The 19665-nt window shown below is 71.2% G+C and carries 16 protein-coding genes; 8 read left to right on the plus strand and 8 right to left on the minus strand.

Annotated elements, in window-relative coordinates:
* Positions 1–30: 30 nt before the first annotated feature.
* On the minus strand, positions 31–708 hold the full coding sequence (locus SAVERM_RS29230; RefSeq protein ID WP_010987068.1) for a YceI family protein: 678 nt from the start codon (positions 706–708) through the stop codon (positions 31–33).
* Positions 709–1052: 344 nt separating this feature from the next.
* Positions 1053–1475, minus strand: a complete 423-nt coding sequence (locus SAVERM_RS29235; protein WP_010987069.1) for a MarR family winged helix-turn-helix transcriptional regulator — start codon at positions 1473–1475, stop codon at positions 1053–1055.
* 61 nt (positions 1476–1536) lie between these two features.
* Here SAVERM_RS29235 and SAVERM_RS29240 point away from each other — a divergent pair, with 61 nt between their 5' ends.
* Positions 1537–2286: an alpha/beta fold hydrolase gene (locus SAVERM_RS29240; RefSeq protein WP_010987070.1), complete on the plus strand. Its 750-nt coding sequence runs from the start codon at positions 1537–1539 to the stop codon at positions 2284–2286.
* A gap of 97 nt (positions 2287–2383) precedes the next feature.
* Here SAVERM_RS29240 and SAVERM_RS29245 read toward each other — a convergent pair whose 3' ends face one another.
* Positions 2384–3979 (minus strand): M4 family metallopeptidase, encoded by a 1596-nt coding sequence (locus SAVERM_RS29245; RefSeq protein ID WP_010987071.1) that lies wholly within the window; start codon positions 3977–3979, stop codon positions 2384–2386.
* A 318-nt stretch (positions 3980–4297) separates the two neighbouring features.
* Between SAVERM_RS29245 and SAVERM_RS29250 the strand changes: the two genes are divergently transcribed.
* Both SAVERM_RS29250 and SAVERM_RS29255 read left to right on the plus strand, forming a co-directional pair.
* Complete coding sequence (locus SAVERM_RS29250; RefSeq protein ID WP_107082956.1) at positions 4298–4711, plus strand: gamma-glutamylcyclotransferase family protein; 414 nt, start codon at positions 4298–4300, stop codon at positions 4709–4711.
* A 152-nt stretch (positions 4712–4863) separates the two neighbouring features.
* On the plus strand, positions 4864–5853 hold the full coding sequence (locus tag SAVERM_RS29255; RefSeq protein ID WP_048894206.1) for an intradiol ring-cleavage dioxygenase: 990 nt from the start codon (positions 4864–4866) through the stop codon (positions 5851–5853).
* 76 nt (positions 5854–5929) lie between these two features.
* On the opposite strand, the gene SAVERM_RS29260 is transcribed toward SAVERM_RS29255, so the two are convergent.
* The gene (locus SAVERM_RS29260; protein WP_010987074.1) at positions 5930–6622 is read right to left on the minus strand and encodes a SanA/YdcF family protein; all 693 of its coding nucleotides are present in this window, start codon (positions 6620–6622) and stop codon (positions 5930–5932) included.
* A gap of 177 nt (positions 6623–6799) precedes the next feature.
* On the opposite strand from SAVERM_RS29260, the gene SAVERM_RS29265 reads away from it, so the two are divergent.
* The 4 genes from SAVERM_RS29265 to dnaG all read left to right on the plus strand — a co-directional run bounded on the left by SAVERM_RS29265 (position 6800) and on the right by dnaG (position 12785).
* Positions 6800–7720, plus strand: a complete 921-nt coding sequence (locus SAVERM_RS29265; RefSeq protein ID WP_010987075.1) for a sirohydrochlorin chelatase — start codon at positions 6800–6802, stop codon at positions 7718–7720.
* 49 nt (positions 7721–7769) lie between these two features.
* The gene (locus tag SAVERM_RS29270) at positions 7770–9122 is read left to right on the plus strand and encodes a deoxyguanosinetriphosphate triphosphohydrolase (RefSeq protein ID WP_010987076.1); all 1353 of its coding nucleotides are present in this window, start codon (positions 7770–7772) and stop codon (positions 9120–9122) included.
* Positions 9123–9276: 154 nt separating this feature from the next.
* Entirely contained in the window at positions 9277–10542 is a 1266-nt protein-coding gene (locus SAVERM_RS29275; protein WP_010987077.1) for an NAD(P)/FAD-dependent oxidoreductase, read from the plus strand.
* Positions 10543–10886: 344 nt separating this feature from the next.
* Complete coding sequence (gene dnaG, locus SAVERM_RS29280) at positions 10887–12785, plus strand: DNA primase (RefSeq protein ID WP_010987078.1); 1899 nt, start codon at positions 10887–10889, stop codon at positions 12783–12785.
* Between the two features lie 12 nt (positions 12786–12797).
* Here the strand turns inward: dnaG and SAVERM_RS29285 are convergent, their stop codons facing one another.
* Both SAVERM_RS29285 and SAVERM_RS29290 read right to left on the minus strand, forming a co-directional pair.
* Positions 12798–13796, minus strand: a complete 999-nt coding sequence (locus tag SAVERM_RS29285) for a nucleotidyl transferase AbiEii/AbiGii toxin family protein (RefSeq protein ID WP_010987079.1) — start codon at positions 13794–13796, stop codon at positions 12798–12800.
* The gene (locus tag SAVERM_RS29290; RefSeq protein ID WP_078234539.1) at positions 13793–14473 is read right to left on the minus strand and encodes a hypothetical protein; all 681 of its coding nucleotides are present in this window, start codon (positions 14471–14473) and stop codon (positions 13793–13795) included. Before SAVERM_RS29290 ends, SAVERM_RS29285 begins: the two co-directional genes overlap by 4 nt.
* A 138-nt stretch (positions 14474–14611) precedes the next feature.
* Here SAVERM_RS29290 and SAVERM_RS29295 point away from each other — a divergent pair, with 138 nt between their 5' ends.
* Positions 14612–15943 carry an RNA polymerase sigma factor gene (locus tag SAVERM_RS29295; protein WP_037645481.1) on the plus strand — a complete coding sequence of 444 codons (1332 nt, stop codon included), beginning with the start codon at positions 14612–14614 and terminating at the stop codon, positions 15941–15943.
* 39 nt (positions 15944–15982) lie between these two features.
* Here the strand turns inward: SAVERM_RS29295 and SAVERM_RS29300 are convergent, their stop codons facing one another.
* Positions 15983–17911 (minus strand): ABC transporter ATP-binding protein, encoded by a 1929-nt coding sequence (locus SAVERM_RS29300; protein ID WP_010987082.1) that lies wholly within the window; start codon positions 17909–17911, stop codon positions 15983–15985.
* Positions 17911–19644: an ABC transporter ATP-binding protein gene (locus tag SAVERM_RS29305; RefSeq protein WP_010987083.1), complete on the minus strand. Its 1734-nt coding sequence runs from the start codon at positions 19642–19644 to the stop codon at positions 17911–17913. The genes SAVERM_RS29300 and SAVERM_RS29305 overlap by 1 nt, the downstream gene beginning before the upstream one ends.
* Positions 19645–19665: the final 21 nt, after the last annotated feature.

Raw genomic sequence — 19665 nt, forward strand, 5'->3', positions numbered from 1 at the left:
CGGGCCGGAGCCTGCGGGCGAAATGCCCGCTCAGCCGGCCGGAGTGGAGCGGATGGCGGCGATGTCGAACTGGAGGCGGACCTTCTCGCTCACCATGGCGCCGCCCTCGGCCAGTCTGGCGTTGTAGGTCAGGCCCCAGTCGGAACGGTTGATCGTGGTGGTGCCGTCGAAGCCGACCCGCTCATAGCCGAACGGGTCCATGACGTGACCGATGTAGGTGAGCTCCAGGACGACGGGGCAGGTGGCGTTTCTTATGGTGAGGTCGCCGGCCATGCGGTAGACGTCCGGGCTCGCGAGTTGTACGGCCGTACTCGCGAAACGCAGGTGCGGATACCTCGCGGCGTCCAGGAAGTCGCGGCCGATCAGGTGGGCGTCGCGTTGTTCCACGCCGGTTTGGACGCTTGCGGTGGACAGCACTATCTCGGCCCGGGAACGAGCCGGGTTGCGGCCGTCGAAGTAGAGGCGGCTTTCGTATTCCGCGAAAGCCCCGCGCACGGTTGTCACCATGGCGTGCCGTACGGAGAACCCGATCCTGCTGTGTGCGGGGTCGATGACCCATTCTCCGCTCAGCGCCGCCAGGGCGGGATCCGGCGTGACGGTGGTAATGGGGGCGGAATAACCGGCGGGGGCCGTCGAACCGGCAGGGACTGTCGGAGCGGCGGGGGTGGTGGCGCGGCGGGGCGAGGAGTTGCGGCTGAACAGGTTCATGGTTCACCTGCCTACTGCACGGTATGTATTGCCGCAAGCCCTGATCGGGAGGTGAAGTTTTCGGGAAGCGTATTGGAGGATTTATGCGGCATGGCCGCCCGGTCCGCGACTACAGAATCCACACAGTCGCCGCAGAATCCTTCACAAGTGCCGACTTGTGCCATGTGGCGGCGCACGCGGAAATCATCTCGAACAATTCACCGAACCGCTGCACCACCGAACCGCTGCCTCGGTGCACCACCGAATCGGTGCACCACCGAACCGCTGCACTACCGAATCGGTGCATCGGTGCATCGGCGCATCGCGGAATCGGTGCATCGTCGAATCAGTGAATCGCCGAGTCGTTATTCGTCGGGCGCCTCGTCGCCGAGGCGCCGGAGCAGATTCAGCAAGGTCGTGCGCTCGGCTTCGGACAGTGGTGCGAAGCATTCGGCCAGTACCTCCTCGGCGACCTGGTGCCCCGCCTTCAGGGTCTTCTCGCCCAACGGGGTCAGGTGGTGCTCGATGCGCCGGCCGTGACCCGGACGGCGTTCGACCATGCCCTGGGTCACCAGCCGGCCGGCGAGGGTGCCGAACGCCTGCTCGCTCTGGAACGTCGCCGCGGCCAGCGCGCGGGCGGACGCCCCCGGTGAGCGGCTGATCGCGCGCAGCGCGTCCCACTGGGCGAGCGTCGTGCCGACGCCCGCCAGTCGACTGTCCAGCGCCCGGTGCTGACGGTACTGGGTCTGCTTGACGGCTCTTCCGAGAAGGTGCAGTTCAGCGGCCATGGGTCCAGGTTAGCACCTGACTAAGCTTGCTTATATAAACATGCTTAGTTAGGGTCCTGGTATGACTTCCGAACTGCCCTTCACCCTGTCCGAGGCCGGCACCGGCCGGCCCGTGCTGATCCTCCACGGCGGCGGCGGCCCGGCCACCGTCGCGCCCCTCGCCGGCCACCTCGCGCGAACCGCGCACACCCTCGTCCCCACCCACCCGGGCTGGAACGGCACCCCGCGCCCCGACCGGTTCGCCGGCGTCGACGACATCGCCCTCGCCTACCTGCGCCACCTCCAGGACCGGGGGCTGCGGGACGTGCTCGTCGTCGGCTCCTCCCTGGGTGGCTGGATCGGCGCCGAGCTGGCCGCGCGCGACGACCTCGGAATCATCACCGGGCTCGTCCTGATCGACGCCGTCGGCATCCAGGTCGACGGCGAACCGGTCAGGGACTTCTTCGCCCTCGACGCGCGCGGAGTCGCCGAGTACTCCTACCACGACCCCGACCGCTTCTACGTCGATCCCGCCGACATCCCCGCCGGGCAACTCGCCGCCCGTCAGGCCAACATGGCGACCATGCGCGCACTCGCGGGCGACCCGTACATGCACGACCCCACCCTCCGCGGCCGCCTGGCCCGCGTCCCGGTCCCCACCCTGGTGCTGTGGGGGGAGAGCGACCGGATCGTCACCCCCGCCTACGGGCGCGCGTACACCGATGCCTTCCCTGACGCCCGGTTCGAAGTCATCCCCAAGGCGGGCCACCTGCCCCAGCTCGAACAGCCGGAAGCCACCTTCGCCGCGATCGACGCGTACCTCGCGCGCTGAGCGGGCCCGCCGCGGCGCGCGAACGGCCGCCTCGACCCGAAGGTGAGACGGCCGTATGCAGCGGTGATACGGGGGTACCGGGGGGAACTCCGAGGGCTCAGCCCACGGACACGGCGCTCCACGCGGCGGCCACCGCGTTGTACTCCGTGCTGCCGGCGCCGTACAGGTCCTTCGCCGCGCTCAGTGTCGCGGTCCGCGCCCCGGCGTAGTTCGTCGAGGACGTCATGTAGACCGTCAGGGCCCGGTACCAGATCGCGCCGAGCTTGTCCCGGCCGATGCCCGTCACCGTGGAGCCGTTGCAGGTGGGGGAGTTGTAGCTGACGCCGTTGACGGTCTTGGCGCCGCTGCCCTCGGCGAGCAGATACGCGAAGTGGTTCGCGACCCCCGAGGAGTAGTGGACGTCCAGGTTCCCCACCGAACTGCTCCAGCAGTCCGCCGAGTTGCCGTCCTTCGACGGCTTGTCCATGAAGCGCAGGGCCGCCTTGCCGAAGCCGGAGCGGACGATCTTCTCGCCGATCAGGTAGTCACCGGCGTCGGAGGAGTTGTTCGCGTGGAACTCCACCAGGGTGCCGAAGACGTCGGAGGTGGCCTCGTTGAGGCCGCCCGACTCGCCCGAGTAGGTCAGCGCCGCCGTCTTCGACGTGACGCCGTGGGACATCTCGTGGCCGGCCACGTCCAGCGCCACCAGCGGGCCGAAGGTCGTCCCGTCACCGTCCCCGTACGTCATGCAGAAGCAACTGTCGTCCCAGAAGGCGTTGTTGTAGTTGCTGCCGTAGTGGACGCGGTTGTAGGAGCCCTTGCCGTCGCCGGCGATGCCGTTGCGGCCGTGGACGTTCTTGTAGTAGTCCCACGTCTCGTTCGTGCCGTACTGCGCGTCCACCGCCGCCGAGGAGCGGTCCGAAGCGGCCCCCGTGCCCCAGTGGTTGTCCGCGTCGGTGAAGAGGGTGGCGGGGGCGCGGCTGAAACAGATGCCCAGGATGCACAGATCCGTCTTGTTGGCCGCGTCGCCCGTGTACGTGTTCCCGCGCGTCGCGTCCTTGAGCTGGTACGTCGATCCGGACAGCGTCGACTCCAGCGCGACCGTGCCGCTGTAGAGGGACTTGCCGTCGCCCGTCGCCGTCTCGATGCTGTCCCAGGCGTCGATCTGCTTGCCGGAGCGGGCGTCGGTGAGGACCGTACGGGCGACCGGGTTGCCGAGCGAGTCCTGTCCCACCACGTTGGTGCGCCAGGCCAGTTTCGGCGCGCCGTGCAGGGCGTCGACGACGAGTTGGGGCTTGGCGGTCACCTTCTTCAGCAGCTCACCGGTGTTCGCGGCGCGCAGCGCGGCCGTGGCCAGGTCGGCGGCCTTCGGCGCGGAGAGGGCGGGCGTGATGTCGGCGAGCGAGATGGCGCGCCTGGTGGACCGGTCGGCGCCGCGGTAGGAGCCGTTCGGCGCCAGGTGGACGACGAAGTCGCCGCCCAGCACGGGGAGGTGGCGGTATGTGCGGTCGTAGCGCACATGCTGGCCGCCGTCCGCGTCAACGACGACATCGCGCACGCTGGTGCCCTGGGCGGCGGTGAGGCCCAGGCGTGCGGCCTGGTGCGTGAGCACCGCGGCCGCGTTGTCGATCACGGTGGCCCTGCTGGGGCCGGTGTCCGCGCCCGCGGTCGGGGCGAGTGCCGTGGCCAGCAGCGTGGCGGTCGCGGTGGCCACGCCGGCGGTGGCCCAGCGTGCGCAGAAGGATGTGACGGAGACACCCGGATGTGCCGTATTTGACTCAATCGGTCTCGTTGATAGGACGTACAGGGAGTGTGCGGGGAAGTGGGGGGTGGGGCGGTGGGGAGCGGGAGAGAGGGGAGTGGCGGATGAAATCGGCCACTGATGTCCGCTCAGATTTAAGGGGCCATGACATGTCATGTCCAGAGCGCGTGCGTGGAGATGTGTGAGAGGTGAGAATCGTTTCTGCAACGCTCCCGAGGAGGCCCCGGAGGGGCGCCGATCATGGTCACGGCGCACGGCGATGATGACCCGGTGACACTCCCCTTCTTCGTGTACGGCACCCTGCGCCCCGGCGAGCACAACCACGACCTCTTCCTTCGCGGACGCACGGAGTCCGAGGAGCCGGCCCGGCTGCGGGATGCCGTGCTCTACGAGGGGCCCGGATACCCGTACGCCGTGGAGGAGCCGGGCGCCGGGCCCGTGTGCGGGGAGTTGGTGACCGCGCTGCCCGAGGCGTACGGGGAACTGCTCGGGGCGCTGGACCGGCTGGAGGAGTACGTGCCGGGCGACCCCGGCAACCTGTACGAGCGGGTGGCCCTGCACGTCACCCGCGGCGACGGCGCGGCCGTACGCGCCTGGGTGTACGTGGCCGCGCCCGCCGTCGCGGCCCGGCTACGGGCGCGCGGCACGCTCATCGGGGGCGGCGACTGGCACGCCCGCCGCTGACGGCCCGTCCACTCCCCGGACCGTGCGGGTGCTCCGGCGTCGTTCCCGTCGTGCGGGTGCTCCGGTGTCGCTCCCCTCGTGCGGGTGACCGCGGGGGCGGTGGCCCGTGCGGCGTCACGGGCCGCCGGGGCGGCGCCCCTAACCTCGCCGCCATGACCGACAGCGACAAAAGCGACATCACTCGTCGACGGGTCCTCGCGCTGGGCGGCGCGGCAGCAGGCGCCGCCATGGGGCTCGGCATCAGCTCCTGCTCCTCGGACTCCGGCGCGCGCACGTCGGGTTCACCGGCGCACGGTGCCTCCGGCACCGACGTGTGCGTACTCAACTCCAGCGCCACGGAAGGGTCGTACTACCTGGACGGCGCGCTGTTCCGCCAGGACATCACCGACGGCAAGAAGGGCGTCCCGCTCACGGTGCGGCTGACCGTGCGCGACCGGACCGGGTCCTGTGCCCCGCTCGGGGACGCGGCCGTCGAGATCTGGCACTGCGACGCCGCGGGCCACTACTCCGGTTACCCGACCGCCGGCCCGGCCGGCACCGCGCCCGGGCCGGCCGGCGGGAGCACGGATACCAGCGGCGCGGACGAACGGACGTATCTGCGCGGCTACCGGACGACCGGCGACGACGGCACCGTCGAGTTCACGACGATCTTCCCCGGCTGGTACCCGCCGCGCGCCCCCCACATCCACGTCAAGGTGCACACCGGCGGCACGAGCACCGACCGTACCTACCAGGGCGGCAAGGTCAACTGGACCGGGCAGCTCTTCTTCGACGACCGATACGGCGACGAGGTCTACGGGACGTCCCCGTACACCGAGCACACCGGTACCCGCACCCGGCTCACCGAGGACACGGTCTACGCGGGCGGCGGCGCCAGGGACGGGCTGATGGCCGTCACCGGGGACGTGGTCAAGGGGTTCACCGGCACGCTGACGGTCGCCGTCGACCCGGAGGAGGAGGGCAGGGGCGCCGACACCGTCGGCGCGGGGAGCCCGCCGCCCGGCGGGGCACCGAGCGGGTCCCCGTCCACCGGGACGCCGAGCGGGCCCTCGCCCACCGCGACGCCGACCGTGACGCCCGGCGGCACGCCGACCCCGCCCCCGGACAGCGCCGCGAGCGCCTCGGCGACCGCCACGCCGTGAGCCACTCCCCGGCGGTCAGCCGCACCAACGGCACCGCCGGGGTCCGTGACGGTACGACCCGACTCCCGACTCGACGTCACCGGTCGGCGGCCAGCGCCTCGCCCACCCCTGGTTCCTTCGGCCCGAGGAACCGGGGATCCGGCTTGAACACCGCGTCCAGGGCGGCCTTGCCCGCCGCGAAGATCTCCCGGGTGCCCCCGTAGTACCAAGTGGCGTCGTGCTTGGCGTCGACGCCGATGCCGTACGAGTCGACCCCCGCCGCCTGGCACAGCGCGACCGCGCGACGGATGTGGAAGCCCTGGCTGATCAGGACCGCGTGGTTCACGCCGAAGATCTTCTTGGCGCGTACGCAGGAGTCCCAGGTGTCGAAACCGGCGTAGTCGCTGACGATGCGGCCGTCGGGGACACCGTGCCGCGTCAGGTACGTGCGCATCGCGTCCGGCTCGTCGTAGTCCTCGCGGCTGTTGTCGCCGGTGACGAGGACGACCTCGATGCGGCCCGCCCGGTACAGCTTCGCCGCCGCGTCGAGCCGGTGCGCGAGGTACGGCGACGGCTCGCCCGCCCACAGGCCCGCGCCGAAGACGACCGCCACCTCGGTGCGCGGCGCGTCCTCGGTCGTGCGCAGCCGGTCGCCCGCCACCGCGAACATCCAGGTGGCGGGGAGCAGCGCGAGCACGCACCCGAGCATCACGACCTGTACGGCCCGGCGCCGCCCGGCACGGGTGCGTGGCAGGCGCGGTCTGCGAATTCCCAGGCGCGGCAGGCCCATCGAAGGTGTCCCCCCAGGTCGACGGTGTCGGCAGTGGAGACGCGGCGAACGGTGATCCGGTTCGTGGCCGGGGCCGAGGTGCTCCTCACACCGTGGGCGCCGCCCGCGTGAAGCACCGGCAAACACCCGTTATCGCCGCGCAACGGCCCGGCAACCTCGTACCGTCAGGATCGGTCCATGACGGCGTCGAACCCTTCTCGCGACGAGTCCTCGTTCCGCCCCGGCGGTCGGCCGCCACGGGCCGTTCCCCTCGACAGTACGGCGCAACTCATGAACGCGATCAGCAGTCAGCTCGGCAGTCAGCTCAGTCTCGTCTCGCTCAACGGTGCCCGTCGGCCGGCGCCGCCCGCGCTCGTCCTCGTGGGCCACGGCAGCCGCGACCCGCGCGCCCTCAGCACCGTCCGCACCCTGATCGACCGGGTCCGCGAACTGCGCCCGCACCTGCCCGTGCACCTGGGCCACATCGAGCTGAACGAGCCCCTGCTGCCCGACACGCTCGCGGCTCTTCAGGACGACAGCCGGGCAGTCCTCGTACCGCTGCTGCTCAGCCGGGGCTACCACGTCAAGCAGGACATCCCCGACGCCGCGGCCGCCGCCACCCGGGTGCGCACCCATGTCGCCGCCCCGCTCGGCCCGCACCCCCTCCTCGTGGAGACCCTGCACGCCCGTCTGACCGAGGCCGGCTGGCGCACGCGGATGAGCGACTCGGCCCGCCGGGCGAGCGCTGTCGTACTCGCCGCCGCCGGGTCCCGCGACCCGGAGTCGGCCGTCGACACCCGCCGTATCGCCCAGCTCCTCGCCGAACGCCTCGGCGTTCCCGTCGTCCCCGCCTACGCCTCCGCGGCCGCGCCCACGGTGCCCGCCGCCCTGCGCGCCCTCGCCGCCCGCGGCCGCCACCGGGTCGCCGTCGCCTCGTACTTCACCGCCCCGGGCCGCTTCGCCACGGCGTGCGCCGAGGCCGCGCCCTGGATCGCCGCCGCCCCGCTCGGAGCCCACCCGGCGATGGCCCGCCTCGTCCTGCACCGCTACGACCAGACCCTCGCCGCCACCGGATCCGCCACCGGCCCCGCGTCCGTGCCGGCCCTGGCCACGGCCTGAAACGGACGCTGACGTCCCGATTGTCACTGCCTGCGTCTAGTGTCGGGGCATGGAAGGCACCACGCCCGGGACCCCGCAGGCATACGAGGACTACGAGGAAACCGTCTCGTACGAGGACGCCGTCACGCGCGTCGGCTACGACGAGAGCGCTGTCGAGCGCTGGGCCGTGGAGCCCGACAAACGGCCCGGGCGCACCGCCTTCCAGCGTGACCGCGCGCGCGTGCTGCACTCCTCCGCGCTGCGCCGTCTCGCCGGCAAGACCCAGGTCGTCACCCCGGGCACCCGCAGTCGCGCCTGGGACGCCAGCCCGCGCACCCGGCTGACCCACTCCCTGGAGTGCGCCCAGGTCGGCCGGGAGCTGGGCGCCGCCCTCGGCTGCGACCCCGACCTCGTCGAAGCGGCCTGCCTCTCCCACGACCTCGGCCACCCGCCCTTCGGGCACAACGGCGAACAGGCGCTCAACGAATTCGCCGAGGACTGCGGCGGCTTCGAGGGCAACGCGCAGTCTCTGCGGCTGCTGGCCCGCATCGAGCCCAAGCGTTTCGTCCGGTCCGAGGGCTCGGGCGAGCTGGTGAGCGTCGGGCTCAACCTCACCCGCGCCGCCCTCGACGCCGCCACCAAGTACCCCTGGCCGCGTCGCGCCCACCCCACGGACCCCACGTCACCGAAGTTCGGGGTCTACGAGGACGACCGCCCCGTCTTCGACTGGATCCGCAAGGGCGCCCCCGGCCACCGCACCTGCTTCGAGGCCCAGGTCATGGACTGGGCCGACGACGTGGCGTACTCGGTGCACGACGTCGAGGACGGCCTGCACGCCGGCCACATCGACCCCAACTGTCTGCACGCCGAGCCCGAGCGGCAGGCGGTCTTCGCCGTCGCCATCGGCCGGTACGTGCCCGCCGACACCGACCCCGCCGAGCTGGCCGAGGCCCTCGACCGGCTCCTCGACCAGGAGTGGTGGCCGCACGGCTACGACGGGTCGGCCGTCGCCCAGGCCCGGCTGAAGGACGCCACCAGCCAGCTCATCGGCCGCTTCTGCCTGGCGGCGGAGGGCGCGACCCGGGCGGCGTACGGCAGCGGCCGCCTGACGAGATACGCGGCCGAACTCGTCGTACCGCGCGCGGCCCGTCTGGAGTGCGCGGTCCTCAAGGCGGTCGCCGACTGGTACGTCATGCAGCGCGCCGAACAGGAGCGGCTCCGCGCCGATCAGCGTGTCGTCGTCGCCGAGCTGGCCGAGGCGCTCACCGCCCGCGCGCCGGAGGGGCTCGACCCGCAGTTCTGGGCGCTGTTCGACGAGGCGGCGGACGACCGGGCACGCAAGCGGGTGATAGTCGACCAGATCGCCTCACTGACCGACGTCGCGGCACGGTCGCTGCACGCGAGGCTCACGGGGCATCTGTGACCTGGGGGACCCCAGGAGGTCTCTGGGTGCTCCTGCCGCCGTGAAATCGGTGTCAGTGTGACCCAGCGTGGCCTGATCGGGCCACTCCCTCTTCCCCCATCACGCTGCGTGCGGGACGCTCGCATGTGGCGACATCCTTACGAGGAGGAATCAAGTGGTCGACGCGGATCAGACATTCGTCATCGTCGGAGGAGGTCTGGCCGGCGCGAAGGCGGCCGAGACGCTCCGCGCGGAGGGGTTCACCGGGCGGGTGATACTGATCTGTGACGAGCGTGACCACCCGTACGAGCGCCCACCGCTGTCCAAGGGGTATCTGCTCGGCAAGGAGGAGCGCGACAGCGTCTTCGTCCACGAACCCGCCTGGTACGCGCGGAACGACATCGAGCTGCACCTCGGCCAGACCGTCGACGCGGTCGACCGCGCCGCGAAGACGGTCCGCTTCGGCGACGACGGCACCCTGGTGCACTACGACAAGCTGCTCCTCGCCACCGGCGCCGAGCCCCGCCGCCTCGACATCCCGGGCACGGACCTCGCCGGGGTCCACCATCTGCGACGCCTCGCCCACGCCGAGCGGCTCAAGGGCGTCCTCGCCGCCCTCGGCCGGGACAACGGGCACCTCGTCATCGCGGGCGCCGGCTGGATCGGCCTGGAGGTCGCGGCGGCGGCCCGCGAGTACGGCGCGGAGGTCACCGTCGTCGAGCACGGGCCGACCCCGCTGCACGGCGTTCTCGGCCCCGAGCTGGGCCAGGTCTTCGCCGAGCTGCACCGTGAACACGGCGTCCGCTTCCACTTCGGCGTCCGGCTGACCGAGATCGTCGGGCAGGACGGCATGGTGCTGGCCGCGCGTACGGACGACGGCGAGGAGCACCCGGCGCACGACGTGCTCGCCGCGATCGGCGCCGCCCCGCGCACCGGTCTCGCCGAGGCCGCGGGCCTGACGCTCGCCGACCGCGCCCACGGCGGCGGTATCGCGGTCGACGGGCGGCTGCGCACCTCCGACCCCGACATCTACGCCGCCGGCGACGTCGCCGCCTTCCACCACCCCCTCTTCGACACCCGGCTGCGCGTCGAACACTGGGCCAACGCGCTCAACGGCGGGCCGGCGGCGGCGCGCGCGATGCTCGGCCGCGACCTCACGTACGACCGGATGCCGTACTTCTTCTCCGACCAGTACGACCTGGGGATGGAGTACTCGGGCTGGGCACCCCCGGGGACGTACGACCAGGTGGTGATCCGCGGGGACGCGGGCAAGCGGCAGTTCATCGCGTTCTGGGTGAAGGAGGGGCGGGTGCTGGCCGGGATGAACGTGAATGTGTGGGACGTCACGGAGCCGATCCAGGCCCTGATCCGCTCCGGAACCCCGGTGGACACGGAGGCCCTGGCAAACCCGCACGTCCCACTGGAGACCCTGACCCCCTGACACAGGACCGCGCCCTGGGAACCCGTCGCGCCCTGGGGTCCGGGCCCCGGCCGCGTCGCGGAGACCCCGGCCGCGACGCGGAGCGGAGACCCCGACTGCGCCCCGGAGCCGGCGGTCCGCCTCCGTGCTGTGGTTCCCCGGGGGCGGCGCGTCCGACGGTGGCTGTGCGGCGAGCAGCGCCTGGGACCCCCCGGCGTGGAGGTCGTCGTGTCCCCGAGCCGCGGTCCGCCTCCGTCCTGTGATTCTGGGGGGCGGCGCGTCCGACAGCCGCTGCGCGGTGGGCCGCCCCCGGTCGGGAGGGCCGTCGCGTCAGGAGTGTCGGTGCGCCCCCGTAGAATTCACGCGTGGCAGGACGGATCAACGACGAGGACGTGAAGGCGGTTCGGGACGCGGTCCCGATCGACGCCGTCGTCTCCGAGTACCTCCAGCTGCGGAACGCGGGCGGCGGCAACCTGAAGGGCCTGTGCCCGTTCCACGACGAGAAGTCACCGTCCTTCCAGGTCAGCCCGAGCAAGGGACTCTTCCACTGCTTCGGCTGCCAGGAGGGCGGCGACACCATCACGTTCGTGATGAAGGTCGACCACCTCACCTTCTCGGAGGTGGTCGAGCGCCTCGCCGCCCAGGCCGGCATCACCCTGCGCTACGAGGAGGGCGGATACAACCCCTCCCACCAGCGCGGCGAGCGCATCCGCCTGGTCGAGGCCCACAAGATCGCCGCCCAGTTCTACATCGAGCAGCTCGACACCGGCTCCGAGGCCGACACGGGCCGCAAGTTCCTCGCCGAGCGCGGCTTCGACCAGGCCGCCGCCGCACACTTCGGCGTCGGCTACAGCCCCCAGGGCTGGGACCACCTCACCCGCTATCTCCGCGGCAAGGGCTTCACCGACAAGGAGCTGCTCCTCTCCGGCCTCTCCCAGGAAGGCCGCCGCGGCCCCATCGACCGCTTCCGCGGCCGGCTGATGTGGCCGATCCGCGACATCGGCGGCGACGTGGTCGGCTTCGGCGCGAGAAAGCTGTACGAGTCCGACAACGGACCCAAGTACCTCAACACCCCCGACACCGCGATCTACCGGAAGTCCCAGGTCCTCTACGGCATCGACCTCGCCAAGAAGGACATCGCCAAGGTCAGCCGGGCGGTCGTGGTCGAGGGCTACACGGACGTCATGGCCTGCCACCTGGCCGGCGTCACCACCGCGATCGCCACCTGCGGCACGGCCTTCGGCACCGACCACATCAAGATCCTCCGCCGGCTGCTGATGGACAACGGCAGCGCACGCGTGATCTTCACCTTCGACGGCGACGCGGCGGGCCAGAAGGCCGCCCTGCGCGCCTTCGAGGACGACCAGAAGTTCGCCGCCGAGACCTACATCGCCATCGCACCCGACGGCATGGACCCCTGCGAGCTGCGCCTCGCGAAGGGCGACGAGGCGGTCGCCGACCTGGTCGAACCCCGTACGCCGCTCTTCGAGTTCGCGCTGCGCCAGATCGTCGCGCGCTACGACCTGGAGACCCCGGCGGGCCGCGCCGCCGCACTGGACGAGTCGGCGCCGATCGTGGCCCGCATCAAGAACAGCGGCGCCCAGCACGAGGTCGCCGTCCAGCTCGCGGGCATGCTCGGCATCCTCGACACCCAGTTCGTGGTCAAGCGGGTCAGCCAGCTGGCGCGTTGGGCGCGCGACCGGGGCGGCAAGGGCCCCGCCCCCGCCCAGCAGCGCCCCCAGCAGTCGTACGCGGCCGTCCAGGTCCCCTCGGGCCCCGCCCTGCACCTCCGCAACCCCGTCTACGCCACCGAGCGCGAGCTGCTCAAACTCGCCCTCCAGCGCCCGGAGCTGGTCTCCCCGGCCTTCGACGCGTACGGGATCGACGAGTTCACCGCCCCGCAGTACGCGGCCGTACGGGAGGCGATCATCGAGGCGGGCGGCGCGGAGTACGGCGTCCAGGACCCGCAGGAGTACCTGGTCCGCGTCCGTGAGGTCGCGCCGGACGACACGGTGCGCGCCATGGTCACGGAGCTGGCCGTCGAGGCGATCATGCGCCGGACGGTCGACGAGGCGTACGCGGGCGACCAGCTGGTCACCGTGCGCCGCCGCGCGGTGGAGCGGCGCGTGCGCGAGGTCCAGGGCAGCCTGGCCCGCCTGAGCGCGGGCGGCGACCCCGCCCAGCTGGCCGCCGTGCAGAACGAGTTGTGGGTGCTCCAGCAGTACGACCAGGCGCTGCGCGAGCGAGGCGCCCAGGCGCTCTGACCGGGCCCGGCCTCAGACCTCCGGCCGCCCGTCGAACGTCGGCGCCACGGCCCGCACCAGCCGGTCCGCGAAGAGCTGCTCGTCGTCGGTGAACTGCGGATACTCCTTGACGAAGTGGTTCCACTCGACGTACCCGACCGCCTCCACCACGTCCTCCAGGAGGATCTTCTCGCGGAACGGGTAGGGCCACTCGCCCGAGAGCCGGAACACCTCGTGCAGCAGCTCGTACGGGAGCGGATGCCGCTCGGCCAGGAGGACGGCGTCGTACAGGTCCTTGCCCTGCGCGTACATGTCGTTGATCACCCACATGAGCTTCCAGGCCAGCGACAGCGCGGGCGTCGCCGCCTGCACGATCGCGCCGCCGGGCAGCTCCACCGGCTCGGCCGGCTCCGGCAGCCGCTCGTTGAAGACGAAGTCGAGCTGGACATGGCCGCCGGGCAGCCCCGGCGTGGACCAGGGCAGGACCATACGGCGGCCCGGCACCCGCTCATAGGTCCAGATGTCCTCCACCACCGCCCCCCGCGCCGAGATCCCCAGACGCGGCCCGCGCTCCGCGGCCAGCTCCTCGGCAGCCGCCGCGATCCCTTCGAGCATCCGGTCCGTGCGGCCGTCGCCGATCTTCCATGTGTGCGGTACGACGACGAAGTCCAGGTCGCCGGGCTCGCGAGCGGCGTCGCCGAACCACGCCGACATCAGCACGCTGCCGCGCAGCACCAGCGCGTCGACCCAGGCCGAGTCGGCGATCGCGGCCAGGACGAGCTCCAGGGCCCGGCGTCGCGCGGCCCGCCAGGCGTCGCCCCTGGTCGGGTCGGTGAAACCGGGGTCGGTCGCCCGGTAGGCGTTCTCGTACTGCTTCAGGGCCGGGTCGAAGACCGGGCGCTGCGTCACCTCGTCCGCGACCACCGGGCGCAGCGTCCGGGGCAGCTTCGCCGCCTCGCGGGTGGCGTCGTCCAACGGCACCCGCGGCAACTCACCGCTCGCCCAGCCGAAGCCCCGCCACGTCCCGCTCATCCCCGCACCTCCTGCGGTACCGCTGTCGCTGCCCCTGTTGCTGCCGCTGCCGCTGCCGCCGTCCACCGGCCGCCGACTTCCTCGATCCACCCGTCGTCGACGGAGACATCACTGTCGAAGAGCACGAACTCCCGCTCCACATCGACCACTTCAAGCCCGTCCAGCTCCCGGAGCAACCGCTCCAGCGCCCGCCCGGCCCCCTCCGCGTCCACGCCCCGGCACCGCTGTGTCACGAACCGCTCGTGCCACCCGCCGCCGTGCGCCCGCCGGGCGTTCCACGACAGATGCGCGCCGTGCGGGACGACCCGCGCCGCGAGCGCGCCGAGGTCGCTGCCGGCCGCCAGCAGCAGCTTCACATGATGCTCGAAGTACCGTTCCCCGCCGCACGGTTCGCGGGGCACCTCGGGCGCCCACGGCGTCGACTCGATCTTGACGCGGACGGGTTCGAAGCCGTCCGCCCGCAGCCGCGCCGTCACTTCGTCCGCCCGCGCGGATTCGTCGGCGTACGACGGGGAACCCGTCAGGGTGAGCATGGGCTGCGAGGGCATCCGGCCCCGCGCCAGCACGATGTGCGTCAGCTTGAGACCGGCCGCGGCCGCCCAGCGGCTGAGCCGTCCGGACTCGGCGGCGCCGTCGCAGCGGACGGTCACGTGGGTTTCGTAGCGGGAACCGGGCACCTGGGGATCGTGCCAGATCAGGGCACGAACAAGCACTCGGGTTTCCCCCGAGGGTCAGCACGTGGTCACGGAACGGACGCAAAAAGTCACCGCACGCCCCTCGTGGCGGCGATGTGTCGTACTCCACACTGGGTTCCGGTGCCTGAGTCCTCGGAGCGCGGCCGGCCCGCCCACAGCGGGTCCCACACCCCCGCGGTTCCGCTCAACGACTACGGGATGGTCGGCGGTGAGGCCGTCGACCCCATCCCCGACGTACCGCTGCCGCATCTCCCAGCAGCGACATTCCTGGAGGTCGCCCCCGTGCAGACCCAGACCCTCGCCCAGACCGACATCAGTGCCGAAAACGCGGAGCCGGACGCGGAGACCGACGTCATCGCGGCGGTACCCGCGCAGAGCCGGGCCGCGCACCACCCCGAGACGGAGACGGAGCCCACGGCCCCGCCCGAGCCGGACGAGCCGCCGGCCGGCGCGGTGGAGAGCGTCGACGTCGTGGAGACGGTCGAGCTCGTCGAGGCACCGGAGCCGCCCGCGCCGCGCGCCCGCAGCAACGACACCGGTGGCCCTTCCTCCGACCTGTTCCGCCAGTACCTGCGCGAGATCGGCCGCATCCCGCTGCTCACGGCCGCCGAGGAGGTCGAGCTCGCCCGCCGCGTCGAGGCCGGCCTGTTCGCCGAGGAGAAGCTGAGCAGCACCCCCGATCTCGACTCCCAACTCGGCCTGGATCTCGACAAGCTGGTCGTCATGGGCCGGATGGCCAAGCGCCGTCTGATCGAGGCCAACCTGCGGCTCGTCGTCTCCGTCGCCAAGCGGTACGTGGGCCGCGGCCTGACCATGCTCGACCTCGTCCAGGAGGGAAACCTGGGCCTGATCAGGGCAGTCGAGAAGTTCGACTACGCGCGCGGCTACAAGTTCTCGACGTACGCGACCTGGTGGATCCGCCAGGCCATGTCCCGCGCCCTCGCCGACCAGGCCCGCACCATCCGGGTCCCCGTCCATGTCGTCGAGCTGATCAACCGCGTGGTCCGCGTCCAGCGCCGCATGCTCCAGGAACGGGGCTACGAGCCGACCCCGGAAGAGGTCGCCGCCCACCTCGACCTGCCGGGCGAACGCGTCAGCGAGGTACTGCGCCTCGCCCAGGAACCGGTGTCGTTGCACGCCCCGGTGGGCGAGGAGGACGACGTGGCCCTCGGCGACCTGATCGAGGACGGCGATGCCACGTCACCCGTGGAGTCGGCCGCGTTCCTGCTGCTCAGGGAGCATCTGGACGCGGTCCTGTCGACGCTCGGCGAGCGGGAGCGGAAGGTCGTCCAGCTCCGCTACGGGCTGGCCGACGGCCGCCCCCGCACACTGGAGGAGATCGGGCGCATCTTCGGCGTCACGCGTGAACGCATCCGCCAGATCGAGTCGAAGACCCTGAACAAACTCCGCGACCACGCGTTCGCGGACCAGCTGCGGGGCTACCTGGACTGAAAGGGGGCCGCCGTGCGGCGGCCCCCTCGGCCCAGGAGGTCAGTCCACCTCGGCCACGGCCTGCGCGAACTGCGCCTGGTACAGCCGCGCGTACGCCCCGTCCGCGGCGAGCAGTTCGGCATGCGCCCCCTGCTCGACGATGGACCCGTTCTCCATCACCAGGATCGTGTCGGCGTCCCGGATCGTCGACAGCCGGTGCGCGATCACGAACGACGTACGGCCGTGTGCGAGCTTCGCCATCGCCTTCTGGATGAGCACCTCGGTACGGGTGTCGACCGAGCTGGTGGCCTCGTCCAGGACCAGGATCACCGGGTCGGACAGGAACGCCCGGGCGATCGTGATGAGCTGCTTCTCACCCGCGCTCACCCCGGACCCCTCGTCGTCGATCACGGTGTCGTAGCCGTCCGGCAGCGTACGGATGAACCGGTCGGCGTGCGCGGCGCGCGCCGCCTCCTCGATCTCCCCGCGGGTGACGTCACGCGCGGCGCCGTACGCGATGTTGTCCGCGATGGTGCCGCCGAACAGCCAGGTGTCCTGGAGCACCATCCCGATCCCGGCCCGCAGTTCGTCCCGCGACATCTTCGCGACGTCGACCCCGTCGAGCGTGATCCGCCCGCCGCTGACCTCGTAGAACCGCATGAGGAGATTGACCAGCGTGGTCTTGCCGGCGCCGGTGGGACCGACGATCGCGACCGTGTGCCCCGGCTCCACCTTCAGCGACAGGTCCTCGATCAGCGGCTTCTCGGGGTCGTACCGGAACGAAACGTTCTCCAGCGCGACCCGGCCCCGCAGCTCCTTCGGACGCACGCCCGGCACCGGGTCGGCCTGCTGCTCGTCCGCGTCGAGCAGTTCGAAGATCCGCTCGGCGGAGGCGACGCCCGACTGGACCAGGTTGGCCATCGACGCGACCTGCGTGAGCGGCATCGAGAACTGCCGCGAGTACTGGACGAACGCCTGCACATCACCGATCGACAGCGAGCCGGACGCGACCCGCAGGCCACCGACCACGGCCACCAGCACATAGTTCAGGTTCGACACGAACATCATCAGCGGCTGCATGACCCCGCTGTTGAACTGCGCCTTGAAACCGGCCTCGTACAGCTTCTCGTTCTCCTCGGCGAACTGCGCCGCCGACTCCTCCTGCCGCCCGAACACCTTCACCAGCGTGTGGCCGGTGTACATCTCCTCGATGTGGGCGTTGAGCTTGCCGGTGGTGCGCCACTGCTGCACGAAGTGCGGCTGCGACCGCTTACCGACGCGGGTGGCGACGAAGAAGGAGAGCGGCACGGTGACCAGCGCCACGAGTGCCAGCAGCCACGACACCCAGAACATCATCGCCAGCACGCCGACGATCGTGAGCAGCGAGTTGATGAGCTGACCCATCGACTGCTGGAGCGTCTGCCCGATGTTGTCGATGTCGTTGGTCGCCCGGCTCAGCACCTCGCCGCGCTGCCGCTTGTCGAAGTACGACAGCGGCAGCCGCGACAGCTTCGACTGCAGGTCCTCGCGCATGCGGTAGACGGTCTTGTTGACGGCCCGGTTCACCAGCCGGGTGGCGACCGCCATCAGCAGGCCGGCCACCAGGAACGTACAGAGCGCGAGCAGCAGTACGTTGCCGACGGCGGTGAAGTCGATGCCCTTGCCCGGGGTGAAGTCCGTCCCCGAGAGCATGTCGGCGACGCCGCCCTCGCCCCGCTCGCGCATGGACTGAAGGACCTGCTCCTTGGTGGCCCCGGCGGGCATCTGCCGCCCGATGATCCCCGCGAAGACCAGGTCGGTCGCCCTGCCGAGGATCTTCGGTCCGACCACCGAGAGCCCCACGCTCACGACCACGGCGACCAGCATCCCCGCCATGGTCGCGCGCTCGGGCTTGAACTGGGAGAGGAGCCGTTTGCCCGACCCCTTGAAGTCCATCGAGTGCTGATCAGGGCCGCCCCCGGCCATCATCCGCCCCATCGGCCCTGCCATCAGGCAGCCTCCGCTTCCGTCAGCTGGGAGAGCACGATCTCCCGGTAGGTCTCGTTGCCCGCCATCAGCTCGTGGTGGCGGCCGGTGCCGACGACGCGGCCCTCGTCGAGGACCACGATCCGGTCGGCGTCCCGGATGGTCGACACGCGCTGGGCGACGATCACGACGGTCGCCTCGGCGGTCTCGCGCGCGAGCGCCGCCCGCAGGGCCGCGTCGGTCGCGTAGTCGAGCGCGGAGAACGAGTCGTCGAAGAGGTAGATCTCCGGGCGCTGCACCAGGGTGCGGGCGATCGCGAGCCGCTGCCGCTGACCGCCCGACACATTCGTGCCGCCCTGCGCGACGGGGGAGTCGAGGCCGTTGTCCAGCCGCTCCACGAAGTCCTTGGCCTGCGCCACCTCCAGCGCGTGCCACAGCTCCTCGTCGGTCGCGTCCGGGTTCCCGTACCGCAGGTTCGTGGCGACGGTGCCCGCGAAGAGATACGGCTTCTGCGGTACGAGGCCGACGGTCCTGGCGAGCAGCTTCGGCTCGAGGGTCGTCACATCCACACCATCGACGAGCACGGCGCCGTCGGTGGCGTCGAACAGCCGGGGGACCAGCCCCAGCAGCGTGGACTTGCCACTGCCGGTCGACCCGATGACGGCGGTCACCTCGCCGGGCCGCGCCGTCAGCTCGATGGCCTTGAGCACCGGCTCCTCGGCACCCGGGTAGCGGAACCCGGCACCCCGGATCTCCAGGTACCCGTGCCGCCGCAGCTCGACGACGGGCGCGGTCGGGGGAACGACACTGCTGGAGGTGTCGAGGACCTCCTGGATGCGCTCGGCGCAGACCTCCGCGCGCGGCACCATCATGAACATGAAGGTGGCCATCATCACGGACATCACGATCTGCATCAGATAGGCGAGGAACGCGGTCAGGTCGCCGATCTGCATGCCGCCGCTGTCGATGCGGTGCGCACCGAACCAGACCACGGCGATCGACGACACGTTCACCACCGTCATGACGATGGGGAACATCAGCGCGAGCATGCGCCCGGTGCCCAGGGACACCTCGGTGAGGTCGGTGTTCGCGCCCCGGAAGCGGTCCTTCTCGTAGTCGTCGCGGACGAAGGCGCGGATGACACGGTTGCCGGTGATCTGCTCGCGCAGCACCCGGTTCACGGTGTCGAGCCGCTCCTGCATGGTCCGGAACAGCGGGCGCAGCCGGCGCACGATCAGCGTCACGGAGATGCCGAGCACCGGCACCACGGCGACCAGCACCCCGGACAGCGGCACATCCAGACCGAGCGCCATGACGATGCCGCCCACACACATGATCGGCGCGGAGACCATCAGGGTGAACGTCATCAGGGCGAGCATCTGCACCTGCTGCACGTCGTTCGTCGTGCGGGTGATCAGCGAGGGCGCCCCGAAGTGGCCCACCTCACGCGCGGAGAACGACTGCACCCGGTCGAAGACGCTGCCCCGGATGTCGCGGCCGACCGCCGAGGCCGTACGGGCGCCGTAGTAGACGGCGCCGATGTTGCAGATGACCTGGACCAGCGAGACGCCGATCATCAGTCCGCCGAAGGCGAGGATGTAGCCCGTGTCCCCCTCCACGACACCGTTGTCGATGATGTCCGCGTTCAGGGTGGGCAGATACAGGGTGGCGCAGGTCTGCAGGAACTGCAGCAGCACCAGCACGGCTATGGGTTTCTGGTACGGACTGAGGTAGGTACGAAGCAATCGTATGAGCACGCGGGGTCTCTCGGAGTCGTC

The organism is Streptomyces avermitilis MA-4680 = NBRC 14893 (assembly GCF_000009765.2).
GTDB classification, from domain to species: domain Bacteria; phylum Actinomycetota; class Actinomycetes; order Streptomycetales; family Streptomycetaceae; genus Streptomyces; species Streptomyces avermitilis.